Origin of the sequence: Streptomyces sudanensis (genome assembly GCF_023614315.1) — a bacterium.
Lineage (GTDB): Bacteria > Actinomycetota > Actinomycetes > Streptomycetales > Streptomycetaceae > Streptomyces > Streptomyces sudanensis.
Genome location: NZ_CP095474.1, coordinates 1,404,580 through 1,415,696 on the forward strand (window position 1 = coordinate 1,404,580; position 11,117 = coordinate 1,415,696).

11 protein-coding genes and 1 pseudogene are annotated in these 11,117 nt (G+C 75.1%); 7 read left to right on the forward strand and 5 right to left on the reverse strand.

From position 1 onward, the window contains the following. Positions 1–58 precede the first annotated feature (58 nt). From ectB to MW084_RS06450, 5 genes and pseudogenes are all read left to right on the forward strand, one after another. Entirely contained in the window at positions 59–1,312 is a 1,254-nt protein-coding gene (gene ectB, locus MW084_RS06430; RefSeq protein WP_029553321.1) for a diaminobutyrate--2-oxoglutarate transaminase, read from the forward strand. Between the two features lie 86 nt (positions 1,313–1,398). Further along, complete coding sequence (locus MW084_RS06435) at positions 1,399–1,797, forward strand: ectoine synthase (protein ID WP_010468961.1); 399 nt, start codon at positions 1,399–1,401, stop codon at positions 1,795–1,797. A gap of 4 nt (positions 1,798–1,801) precedes the next feature. Continuing rightward, on the forward strand, positions 1,802–2,662 hold the full coding sequence (gene thpD, locus MW084_RS06440; protein WP_010468962.1) for an ectoine hydroxylase: 861 nt from the start codon (positions 1,802–1,804) through the stop codon (positions 2,660–2,662). A gap of 98 nt (positions 2,663–2,760) precedes the next feature. Beyond that, positions 2,761–3,172, forward strand: a pseudogene (locus MW084_RS06445) (GNAT family N-acetyltransferase). 312 nt (positions 3,173–3,484) lie between these two features. After that, entirely contained in the window at positions 3,485–4,678 is a 1,194-nt protein-coding gene (locus MW084_RS06450; protein WP_275563802.1) for a TerD family protein, read from the forward strand. A gap of 97 nt (positions 4,679–4,775) precedes the next feature. Here MW084_RS06450 and MW084_RS06455 read toward each other — a convergent pair whose 3' ends face one another. Further along, positions 4,776–6,176 carry a hypothetical protein gene (locus tag MW084_RS06455; protein WP_010476137.1) on the reverse strand — a complete coding sequence of 467 codons (1,401 nt, stop codon included), beginning with the start codon at positions 6,174–6,176 and terminating at the stop codon, positions 4,776–4,778. Positions 6,177–6,397: 221 nt separating this feature from the next. Here MW084_RS06455 and MW084_RS06460 point away from each other — a divergent pair, with 221 nt between their 5' ends. After that, positions 6,398–8,233 carry an endonuclease/exonuclease/phosphatase family protein gene (locus MW084_RS06460; protein ID WP_010476135.1) on the forward strand — a complete coding sequence of 612 codons (1,836 nt, stop codon included), beginning with the start codon at positions 6,398–6,400 and terminating at the stop codon, positions 8,231–8,233. A gap of 78 nt (positions 8,234–8,311) precedes the next feature. Here MW084_RS06460 and MW084_RS06465 read toward each other — a convergent pair whose 3' ends face one another. The 4 genes from MW084_RS06465 to MW084_RS06480 form a co-directional block, all read right to left on the reverse strand. Continuing rightward, positions 8,312–9,025, reverse strand: a complete 714-nt coding sequence (locus MW084_RS06465; RefSeq protein ID WP_010476133.1) for an antibiotic biosynthesis monooxygenase — start codon at positions 9,023–9,025, stop codon at positions 8,312–8,314. 86 nt (positions 9,026–9,111) lie between these two features. Continuing rightward, complete coding sequence (locus MW084_RS06470; RefSeq protein ID WP_010476131.1) at positions 9,112–9,423, reverse strand: DUF4235 domain-containing protein; 312 nt, start codon at positions 9,421–9,423, stop codon at positions 9,112–9,114. Next, positions 9,420–9,635, reverse strand: coding sequence for a hypothetical protein (locus tag MW084_RS06475; protein WP_010476128.1), 216 nt, complete (start codon positions 9,633–9,635; stop codon positions 9,420–9,422). Before MW084_RS06475 ends, MW084_RS06470 begins: the two co-directional genes overlap by 4 nt. Continuing rightward, positions 9,632–10,030: a phage holin family protein gene (locus MW084_RS06480; RefSeq protein WP_010476126.1), complete on the reverse strand. Its 399-nt coding sequence runs from the start codon at positions 10,028–10,030 to the stop codon at positions 9,632–9,634. Before MW084_RS06480 ends, MW084_RS06475 begins: the two co-directional genes overlap by 4 nt. 145 nt (positions 10,031–10,175) lie before the next feature. Here MW084_RS06480 and dapA point away from each other — a divergent pair, with 145 nt between their 5' ends. Continuing rightward, complete coding sequence (dapA, locus tag MW084_RS06485; protein ID WP_029553915.1) at positions 10,176–11,066, forward strand: 4-hydroxy-tetrahydrodipicolinate synthase; 891 nt, start codon at positions 10,176–10,178, stop codon at positions 11,064–11,066. Positions 11,067–11,117 lie beyond the last annotated feature (51 nt).

Sequence of the window (11,117 nt, forward strand, 5' to 3'; positions counted from 1 at the left end):
ACANCCTCCCACCACGGCCGTCTCCGCCCGGAGCGCGGAGCACGGCGCCGTCTCCCCCCTGAGCGTCTTCGAGGCCCTGGAGTCGGAGGTGCGCAGCTACTGCCGCGGCTGGCCCACCGTGTTCGACCGCGCCCGGGGCGCCCGCCTCACCGACGAGAACGGCCGCACCTACCTGGACTTCTTCGCCGGCGCCGGCTCCCTCAACTACGGCCACAACAACCCGGTGCTGAAGCGCGCCCTCCTCGACTACCTGGAGCGCGACGGCCTCACCCACGGCCTCGACATGGCGACGACGGCGAAGCGCGCCTTCCTGGAGGCGTTCCACGAACTCGTGCTGCGCCCCCGCGACCTGCCGTACAAGGTGATGTTCCCCGGCCCGACCGGCACCAACGCCGTGGAGGCGGCGCTGAAGCTGGCCCGGAAGGTGAAGGGGCGCGAGTCGATCGTGTCGTTCACCAACGCCTTCCACGGCATGTCGCTCGGCTCGCTCGCCGTCACCGGCAACGCCTTCAAGCGGGCCGGCGCGGGCGTCCCGCTGGTGCACGGCACGCCGATGCCGTTCGACCACTACCTGGACGGGCGGGTGCCGGACTTCCTGTGGTTCGAGCGGCTCCTGGAGGACAGCGGCTCCGGACTCAACCGGCCGGCCGCCGTCATCGTCGAGACGGTCCAGGGCGAGGGCGGCGTCAACGTGGCCCGCCCCGAGTGGCTGCGGGCGCTGGCGGACCTGTGCCGCCGCCGCGACATGCTGCTGATCGTCGACGACATCCAGATGGGCTGCGGCCGCACCGGCGGCTTCTTCTCCTTCGAGGAGGCCGGCATCACGCCCGACATCGTCACGGTCTCCAAGTCCATCAGCGGCTACGGACTGCCGATGGCGCTCTGCCTGTTCAGGCCGGAGCTGGACGTGTGGGGACCGGGCGAGCACAACGGCACCTTCCGCGGCAACAACCCGGCCTTCGTCACCGCGACCGCCGCCCTCGGCACGTACTGGGCGGACAGCAGCCTGGAGCGGCAGACCCTCGCGCGGGGCGAACAGGTCGAGCAGGCACTGCTGACGATCTGCGACGAGAACTCCGCGGACGGCGCCCACTACCGCGGACGCGGTCTGGTGTGGGGCCTGGAGTTCGCCGAGGAGGAGCGGGCCGAGCGGATCTGCCGCCGGGCGTTCGACCTGGGGCTGCTGCTGGAGACGTCCGGTCCGCAGAGCGAGGTCGTGAAGCTGCTGCCGCCGCTGACCGTCACGGCCGAGGAGCTGGACGAGGGGCTGCGTACGCTGGCCCGGGCGGTGCGCGAGACCGCCGCCCCCTGAGCGGCGGGCCCCCGACCCGCGTGAAGACGCCCGGGCCGCGGGGGACTTGGGAACGCCGGGCGAACGAGACGAGAGGGGCAGGCACTGTGATCATCCGATCGCTGCAGGAGATAGAGGACACCGAGCGCCATGTGCGGTCCGCGTCGGGGACGTGGGAGAGCAAGCGGCTGGTGCTCGCCCGCGAGAAGGTCGGCTTCTCCCTGCACGAGACGGTGCTGTACGCGGGCACGGAGACGTCCATGTGGTACGCGAACCACGTCGAGGCCGTGCTGTGCGTCGAGGGCGAGGCGGAGCTGACCGACCACGAGACGGGCGAGGTGCACCGGATCCGGCCCGGCACGATGTACCTCCTCGACGGGCACGAGCGGCACACCCTGCGCGCCGAGACCGACTTCCGCTGCGTGTGCGTCTTCAACCCGCCGGTGACGGGCCGGGAGGACCACGACGAGAACGGCGTCTACCCGCTGCTGACGGAGGAGGACTGAACCGATGGCGGAGGACCTGTACCCCACGCGCGGCACGGCCGAGGTGGTCACGCCCCGCCGCGACCCGGTCGTGTGGGGGCCGCTCGACCCGGAGCTGGAGGCGTTCGAACGGGACGGCTTCCTGCCGGTGGAGGACCTGCTGACGGACGAGGAGGTCGCCGTCTACCGGGCGGAGCTGGACCGCCTGGTCGCCGACCCGGCCGTACGGGCCGACGAGCGGGCGGTCGTCGAGCCCCGGTCGCGGGCGGTGCGGTCGGTGTTCGAGGTGCACCGGCTCAGCGACGTGTTCGCGGAGCTGGTGCGCGACGAGCGGGTCGCCGGCACGGCGCGCCGGATCCTCGGCTCGGACGTGTACGTCCACCAGTCGCGGATCAACGTGAAGCCGGGGTTCGGGGCGTCCGGGTTCTCCTGGCACTCGGACTTCGAGACCTGGCACGCGGAGGACGGGCTGCCGCGGATGCGGGCCGTGTCGGTGTCGATCGCGCTGACCCCCAACCTCGACACCAACGGCGGGCTGATGATCATGCCCGGGTCGCACCGGACGTTCCTGGGGTGCGCGGGGGCGACACCGGAGGACAACTACCGGAGGTCCCTGCGGATGCAGGACGCGGGCACCCCGTCGGACGAGGCCCTGACCCGGCTCGCGGACGCGCACGGCATCCGGCTGTTCACCGGCCGGGCGGGGTCGGCCACGTGGTTCGACTGCAACGCGATGCACGGCTCGGGCGACAACATCACGCCGTACCCGCGCAGCAACGTCTTCATCGTGTTCAACAGCGTGGAGAACACGGCGGTGGAGCCGTTCGCGGCTCCGGCGCGGCGGCCGGAGTTCGTCGGGGCGCGCGACTTCGCCCCGGTGCGGTGACCGCCGGCGGGAGCGGGGTGCCGGTGGCGGGCGGCGCGGGGCCCCGCGTGTCGCTGCGCCCGGTGACCACCGGCGACTTCGACTACCTGTTCACGCTGATGCAGGACCCGCGGGCGCGCCGCATGGCGGCCTTCGTCTCCGAGCGCTCCGGCGACCGGGCCGCGTTCGAGGCGCACTGGGCGCGCGTCCTCGCCTCCGGGAACGTCAACCGGATCGTCCTCCTGGACGGCGCGCCGGCCGGGCACACCGCCGTGTACGGGCCGCCCGGCGGGCGGGAGGTGACGTACTGGATCGACCGCGCGCACTGGGGCCGGGGCGTCGGCACGGCCGCCCTGACCGCCCTGCTGGACCTCGTCCTCGAACGCCCGCTCCACGCGCGCCGCCGCCGACAACGCCGGTTCGATCCGCGTGCTGCGCAGGTGCGGGTTCGAGGTCACCGGGCACGACCGGGGCTGGGCGCACGCGCGGGGGGCGGAGACCGACGAGGTGCTGCTCACCCTCCCGGTATGAGCCGGCCCGGGCACGGTGGGCGGTCCGCCTCCGCCGTGCCCGGGCCGGGGACCGGGCGCGGCGTGCCCCGCCCCCGGGCCGGGCGGGGCGNGGCAATCGNGNCNGCNGTNGAANAACTGATAAACCTTCTACCCTGCCGACGGCCGTCGCGGGGCGCGGTGCCGTACGGCCCGGTCCGCGGGCGGCCGCGCGCCGGCCGCCCGCGGCGACGGGGACCTCACGACCGGGGCCGCCGGGGCCGCCGGGGCCGCCGGGGCCGCCGGGTGAGGGAACGGCGAAGGGCACTCGATCGTTATGGCCGTCATGACAGCTATGACCCCCGGCTCGAACCTGCCCCTGTCCGCCGCGCGCGTGGCGGTGGACGTCGCCGCCCCGGTCCGGCTCGACGTGTCGGGCCTGCTGATCGGCGCCCAGGGCAAGGTCCGCTCCGACGACGACTTCGTCTTCTACAACCAGCCGTCGGCCCCCGGCGTCACCCACCGGTCCGGCGACGGCGCGGTACCCGACGCGATCACGGTCGACACGGCCGCCGTCCCCGCCGACGTCGAGCGGATCGTCGTCACGGCGAGTCCCGACGCCGCGGGTCAGACGTTCCAGGGCATCGAGCCGACCGCGACGGTCCGCGACGCCGACTCCGGCGCCGTCCTGGCGACGTTCACGCCGCCCCGGCTCGGTTCGGAGACGGCGCTGGTCGTCGTCGAGGTGTACCGGCGCGGCGGCGCGTGGAAGGTCCGCGCGGTGGGCCAGGGGTACGCGAACGGGCTGGCGGGCATCGCGACCGACTTCGGCGTGACCGTCGAGGAGCCCCCGGCGGCACCGACGTCGTTGTTGGCAGCTGCAGATGTTTATAAGAGCGCCCCGGAGGCGCGGGCGCGGGCCGGTTCCGCGCCCGTCCCGCCGGCTCCGGCCGCCCCGGCCCCGGCGGCCGGGAAGATCAACCTGGACAAGGGCCGGGTGAGCCTCCAGAAGAACCAGACGGTCTCCCTGGTGAAGGGCGGGCGCCCGCTGCTCTCCCAGGTCAGGATGGGGCTGGGCTGGGAGCCCGCCTTCCGCGGCAGGGACATCGACCTGGACGCGTCCGTCATCGCGTACGGCCCGCGGCGGGACCACCTCGACAGCTGCTACTTCGGCAAGCTGGCCATCCTCGGCGGCGCGGTCCGCCACTCCGGCGACAACCTGACGGGCGAGGGCGCCGGCGACGACGAGGTCATCACCGTCGACCTGGGCCGGCTGCCCGCCGAGGTGACGGGCCTGGTCTTCACGGTGAACTCGTTCTCCGGCCAGAAGTTCACCCAGGTCGCGAAGGCGTACTGCAGGCTGCTGGACGCGGCGACCGGCGAGGAGCTGGTCCGCTTCGACCTGACGGGCGCCGAACCGCAGACGGGCGTCCTGATGTGCAAGCTGATCCGGCAGTTCTCCGGCGAGTGGGAGATGACCGCGATGGGCGCGTTCGTGAAGGCCCGCACGGTGCGCGGCATGGTCCGCCCGGCGGCGGAAGCCCTCTGACCGCCCCCACCGATNCCCCGGCGNCCCNGNGGCCCCCAGNCGGGGCCGCCGGGGCCCTGGGGCGGGGCGCCGCGGTGCCGGCGGCGTCCGGCCGGTGTCAGGAACCCGCGCGGGAACGGGCCTTGAACGCCGCCTTCCGGGCGTCCTTCGCGGTCCGCTTGTCGCGGTGCAGGCGCCCCATCGCCTCCAGCACCTCCGGCGTCGAGGGGTGATCGACGCGCCACGCCTGGTCGAGGAAGCCGCTGTGACCGCCCGTCAGCCCCTCCACGAGGTCCCGGAGCTCCTCCAGGTCGCCGACGGCGCCGAGCTGGGCGGCGATCGTGTCGACGGCCAGCCAGAAGACCATCGCCTCCGGTGGGGGCGGCACGTCCGCCGCGCCCCGCTCGGCCAGCCACACCCGGGCGAGCCCGCCCAGCTCCGGATCGTCGAGGACCTCCCGCACGGCGGGTTCCGCCTCGGCGCCCACCAGGGCCAGCGCCTGCTGGCAGTGGAGCCGGCGCAGCGGCGACCCGGCGTCGGCGCCCTTCGCCGCGGCCAGCAGCTCGCGGGCCGCCGCGGCCGGTTCGCGCCCGGCGAGCCACTGCTCCGTCTCGGCCCGCGCCGCCTCCGGAGGGAAACCGCCGACGGCGCCGAGGAGTTCCTCCGCGCCCCGCCCGGCGAGCTCCCCGACCACCGGGGCGGTCGCGCCGGCCTCCAGCAGCCTGCCGCGGACCCCGTACAGGCCGAGCGGGGTGAGGCGGACCATGCCGTACCGGGCGACGGCCTCCTCGTCGAGGTCGGCGGGCGACGGCTCGTCGGGGTCCTCCCGCGCCATCAGCGCCTCGTCGACGGGCCGGTACTCGACGAGCCCCGTCGGCTCCAGGGCCCGGAACCACTCGTCGAGCCGCATCATCGCCAGGGACACCTGCTCCAGTACGTCGTCCGTCGGCTCCGCCATGCCGCCGGGGACGATGACGGAGGCGGCGAGCGCGGGCAGCGGCACCGGTCCGCCACCGGCCGCGGTCAGCCGGTAGAGGTGGGCGAGCACCTCGTCCAGGAACCGCGCCTCCGCGTCCCGGCCCGGCCCGCCGGGGCGGGCGGCGCCGTCCGCCGCGGGGGCCACGGCGTCGGCGAGGACGGTCTCCAGGCAGCCCAGCCAGAGGGCGAGCACGTCCTTCGGGGCCCCGCCGGTCACCAGCGGCAGGGCGTCCCCGGCCGTGACGGTGCTCCGCCCGCCGGGCTCCTCGCGGACCTCGACGAGGCCCGTGCCGACCGCGACCCGCCACGCCCCGCCCGCGCACGCCTCCCCGGCGTCCCCGCCCGCGAGGCCCAGGGCCTCGGCGGCCTCGGCCGGCCGGTCCCCGGCGAGTTCGCCGCCCGCACCGGCCCGCATCCCCGGTCCGGCCCAGCGGGCGAGCCGGACGGCGCGTGCCAGTGCGGGCGAGGCGAGCGCGGCCCGCGCCAGTTCGGCGTCCGGCCGGAGTCGCACCGGCGGCAGGATCGGGCGGTCTGAGGGCATCGGCGGCATCTCCTCGGGGAGGACGGCGGGACGGATCCGGGCAACCCCCAAGCCTAGACGCCCGGGAGGACGCCCCCCGCGTTCATGCGCCCGACGGGCGCCGTCCATCCGGTCCCCCTTGACAAGCGGCCCGCGCGCCCAAGAATTGACGCGCGTAGAGCAGCCGTGTCCCCTTCGGCCGCCCCGCGCCCGCCCGTCNCCCCCTCCCCTTGGAGTCCTCCATGGCTTCCTCCCTGCCGCGAACCGCCGCGGTCCCGGCCGTCGTCGCCGCCGCCCTGGCCGCCGGGCTGCTCGCCGGCGCCCCCACCTCGGCGGCGGACGCGGACGGCACCGTCCGCATCCACGACATCCAGGGCTCCACCCGCATATCCCCGCTCGTCGGACGGACCGTCACGGACGTCCCCGGCGTCGTGACCGGCGTGCGCACGTACGGCTCCCGCGGCTTCTGGTTCCAGGACCCGCGGGCGGACGGGGACGCGGCGACCAGCGAGGGCGTGTTCGTCTTCACCGGTTCAAAGCCGACCGTCTCCGTCGGCGACGCCGTCGAGGTGTCGGGCACGGTCACCGAGTACGTCCCCGGCGGCCTCGGCTCCGGCAACCAGTCGCTCACCCAGATCTCGCGGCCGGCCGTCACCGTCGTCTCCTCCGGCAACCCGCTGCCCGCCCCGGTGACCGTCACCGCCGAGTCCGTCCCGGACGCGTACACCCCCGCGGGCGACCCGGCCGCGGGCGGCTCGATCAACGGCCTGCCCCTCAGGCCCGGTTCCTACGCGCTGGACTACTACGAGTCGCTGGAGGGCGCCAACGTCCGCATCGGCGCCTCGCGCGTCGTCGGCCCGAGCACCGAGCACGCCGAGCTGTGGGTGACCGTCGAGCCCGGTGAGAACCCCACCCCCCGCGGTGGCACCCGCTACGGCTCGTACGAGTCCCAGAACGCCGGCCGCCTCAAGGTCCAGTCGCTGGTCCCGCTCGCCGAGCGGCCCTTCCCCGCCGCGAACGTCGGCGACGTGCTCACCGGCCCCACCGAGGGCCCGCTCGACTTCAACCAGTACGGCGGCTACACCCTCACCGCGCGCACGATGGGCGCGGTCGAGGACCGCGGCCTGGAGCGCGAGAGGACCCGTCCGCAGCGCGCCGGCGAACTGGCCGTCGCCACCTACAACGTGGAGAACCTGGACCCGTCGGACCCGCAGGAGAAGTTCGACGCGCTGGCGCGGGCCGTCGTGGGGAACCTGGCCTCCCCCGACATCGTCGCCCTGGAGGAGATCCAGGACGACAGCGGCCCCCGGAACGACGGCACGGTCACCGCCGGCGAGACGCTGAGGAGGTTCACGGACGCGATCGCCGCCGCCGGCGGCCCCGCGTACGACTGGCGCTCCGTCGATCCGCAGGACGGCAGGGACGGCGGCGAGCCCGGCGGCAACATCCGCCAGGTCTTCCTCTTCAACCCCGCGCGCGTGTCGTTCACCGACCGCCCGGGCGGCGACGCCACCACCGCGACCGGCGTGGTCAGGGTGCGCGGCAGGGCGGCGCTGACCGCCTCCCCCGGCCGGATCGCGCCTACGGACGCCGCGTGGGAGAACAGCCGCAAGCCGCTGGCCGGCGAGTTCGTCTTCCGGGGCCGCCCGGTCATCGTCGTCGCGAACCACTTCGGCTCCAAGGGCGGCGACGAGTCGATCGTCGCGCACCGCCAGCCGCCGAACCGTTCCTCCGAGGTGAAGCGCCTCCAGCAGGCGCGGGCCGTCAACGCCTTCGTCAAGGACGTCCTCGCCGTCCAGCGCAACGCCGACGTGGTGGTCCTCGGCGACATCAACGACTTCGAGTTCTCCGCGACCACCCGGGCCCTCACCGACGGCGGCGCCCTGCGCGCGGCCGTCACGTCCCTGCCCCCCGGCGAGCGCTACTCGTACGTCTTCCAGGGCAACAGCCAGGTGCTGGACCAGATCCTGACCAGCCCCGGCATCCGCCGCTTCGAGTACGACAGCGTGCACATCAACGCGGAGTTCGCGGACCAGGACAGCGACCACGACCCGCAGGTCCTCCGCTTCCGCCCGTGACACCCCCGGCCCCCCGTCCCCCGGGGCCGACCGGTTCCGGGGGACGGGCGGGCCCGCCGCGTCCGCCCCCCGGTGCCGTCACGCGTGCGGGGACAGGCTCAGGGCGGGCGTGTGGCGGCGCACCGTGACGTGCGCCACCCCCGGGTACGTCAGCACCCTGCTCCAGTGCGGTGTCGGCCCGCCGACGCCGTCACCGGGCGCGGCCAGGGCCTCGTCGTGGGCGGCGGCGCTCTCCCACTCGGCGTAGTTCAGGACGCGGATGCCGTCCACGCCCAGGTGGAAGTGGCCCGAGATGCCGCCCGGGTGCGGAGCGGGATCGCTGCCGAGCGCCCGGAGCACCGTGTCCACCCAGTCCCGCTGCCGCTGCGGGTCCGGGCGGTCGAACTCCACCTCCACGGTGACCACGCACCCCGGCACCCGGCCGCGGCCCTCCGCGGGCGCGTGGCCGCGGTACGGCTCGTACGAGTGGATCGCGACCCGCTCGATGCCGGGCACCGCGGCGTCGATCTCCGCGTTCCGCCCGGCGCGCTCGGTGCGCACGAGCTCCCGGTAGTCCTCCTCGGCACGCCACTGCGAGTAGTGGAATAACGTGTCCCCGTCCTCCGCGACGTGGACGGTGTAGGAGAGCAGGCCCTCGTGGGGCCAGTCGCGCTTCTCCCAGGTGCGGGCGACGGCCTCGACGGCGGCCCGCTGCCGCTCCGGGGTGCCCACGCGCCAGGTGCTCGCCTTGACGAGGCCGACGTCCGGACGGGTGAGATCGGGCCGGGCGTCAGGGCGGATGTACACGGTCATGCTTCGCCTCCTCGGACGGGTGCCCGGCCGCACTCCTGCGGTCCGGCCGGTCACCGCTCATCCTGAAGGCTCAAGCGGGCTCAAGGTCAAGAGCCGCCCGGCCAGTTCCCGGTGAGCCGCCGCACCCCGACGGCGCCGCCCCGGTCCACGGCGGCCCGCACCGTCGCGAAGATGGCCCCCTGGAGGGCCGCGGCGATCAGGACCTCCCGCCACGAGCGGTCCTCGTCCAGCGCGTCGGGCGCGTCGCTGCCCCGCCCCACGGCCTTCCACACCTGGTTGAACAGCGCGCTCGCGGCGGCGCCGCCGGCGAGGCCGAGCAGCAGCCCGACGGGGCGGTAGAGCATCTTCTGCCTGCGCGCGGACTTCGACCGGCGCCCCGGGAGCCTGCGCGCGCTCATCGTCCGCACCCCGCGTGCCGGGAGCGGGCCGACAGCACCGCGGCGAGCACGACCAGCCCCGCGGCGACCGCGGCGGCCGCCACCAGCGGCCGGCGGTCCATGCGGGCGGCCCGCGCCCGCAGGTCCGTCTTCGCCATGAGCTGGTCGAGCGTCTCGACCAGCTCCTGCCGTTTGCGCGCCGCTTCGAGGCGCAGTTCGTCGGGCCGGCTCATCGGTGGATCTTCTCCTTGATCTCGTCGAGGTCGGAGCGCACGCCGTCGATGGCCCGCTCGGGCAGCGGGGGCACGGCGCGCTTCATCTGCGCCCGTCCGGCCAGGCCCAGGACCGCGGCGACGAAGAACAGCACGACGGTCACGATCAGCGCGGCGGCCCACACCTCCAGGACCAGCGCCAGCAGCGCCACGCAGGTGCCGGCCAGGGCCATGAGCCCGACGTAGGCGACGGCGGTGGCGGCCCCGATGAGCCCGCCGCCGACCCCGGCGCGTCTGCCCTTCTGCGCCAGTTCGGCCTGGGCGGTGCGCAACTCGGCCCTCACCAGGTCGGTGAACTGCTCCGAGGCGCGCTTGACCAGCTCGCCGACCGACGGTTCCGGGGTTCTGACGGCCACGGCGGTCGCCTCCCTTCCTGTGCACGTACGGGAGTCTCCCCAGTACCCGGGCCGACCGCCGTCATGCCACGCTTGAGCATCGCTTCATCACTCTTCGAAGCAGGGCTGAGTGGACCTGCGGGCGGGCGGCCCGGAGACTGCGGGCATGATCCACAACGGCACCACGCCCCCTCCCTTCGGCCGCGTCCTGTGCGCCATGGTCACCCCCTTCACCCCGACGGGCGCCGCCCCCGACCTCGACCGGGCGGCGGAACTGGCCGCGGACCTGGTCTCCCGGGGTTGCGACGGGCTCGTCCTGAACGGCACCACCGGAGAGTCCCCGACCACGTCCGACGCCGAGAAGCGGCGGCTGATCGGCGCCGTCAGGGAGGCGGTCGGTCCGTCGGTGCCGCTCGTCGCGGGCGTCGGCACCGCGGACACGGCGCACACCGTCGAGCTGGCCCGCCAGGCGGAGGCGGCGGGCGCGGACGGCCTGCTCGTCGTCCCGCCGTACTACAGCCGCCCGCCGCAGGACGCCGTCGAGGCGCACTTCCGCCGGATCGCCGACGCGACGGGCCTGCCGGTGATGCTGTACGACATCCCGGGCCGCACCGGCACGCGGATCGAGCCGGACACGGTGCTGCGGCTCGCGGAGCACCCGCGGATCACGGCCCTGAAGGACTGCTCCTACGACCTGCTGGGCACGACGAAGGTGATCTCCCGTACGGCCCTGGCCGTCTACTCGGGCTGCGAGGAGTCGAACCTCCCGCTGTACGCGGTGGGCGGCGCGGGTGTCGTCAGCACCGTCGCGAACGTGGCGCCCGCCGAGGTCCGGGCCGTCCTGGACGCCTTCGACGCGGGCGACACGGCGGGGGCGGCCCGGCTGAACGGGCGCCTGCTGCCGCTGGCCGAGCTGATGACGGCCGCCGGACTGCCCGGGACGGTGACCGTGAAGGCGCTGCTGGACGCCGGTCCGGTGCGCGAGCCGCTGCTGCCCGCCGGCCGCGGGGCGGTCGACGGGCTGCGGCGGGCGTACGCGGAGCTGACCGGCCGCTGACGGCCTTCCCCCGCCCGGGAGGCGCGGGAGGGCCGGGGTCCGGCGGCCCTC

Excerpts from the sequence above, each read along its gene's own strand:
- thpD (WP_010468962.1), top strand. The coding sequence starts at position 1,802 with ATGGCGGAGGACCTGTACCCCACGCGCGGCACGGCCGAGGTGGTCACG.
- MW084_RS06450 (WP_275563802.1), top strand. The coding sequence starts at position 3,485 with ATGACCCCCGGCTCGAACCTGCCCCTGTCCGCCGCGCGCGTGGCGGTG.
- MW084_RS06455 (WP_010476137.1), bottom strand. The coding sequence starts at position 6,176 with ATGCCCTCAGACCGCCCGATCCTGCCGCCGGTGCGACTCCGGCCGGAC.
- MW084_RS06460 (WP_010476135.1), top strand. The coding sequence starts at position 6,398 with ATGGCTTCCTCCCTGCCGCGAACCGCCGCGGTCCCGGCCGTCGTCGCC.
- MW084_RS06465 (WP_010476133.1), bottom strand. The coding sequence starts at position 9,025 with ATGACCGTGTACATCCGCCCTGACGCCCGGCCCGATCTCACCCGTCCG.
- MW084_RS06470 (WP_010476131.1), bottom strand. The coding sequence starts at position 9,423 with ATGAGCGCGCGCAGGCTCCCGGGGCGCCGGTCGAAGTCCGCGCGCAGG.
- MW084_RS06475 (WP_010476128.1), bottom strand. The coding sequence starts at position 9,635 with ATGAGCCGGCCCGACGAACTGCGCCTCGAAGCGGCGCGCAAACGGCAG.
- dapA (WP_029553915.1), top strand. The coding sequence starts at position 10,176 with ATGATCCACAACGGCACCACGCCCCCTCCCTTCGGCCGCGTCCTGTGC.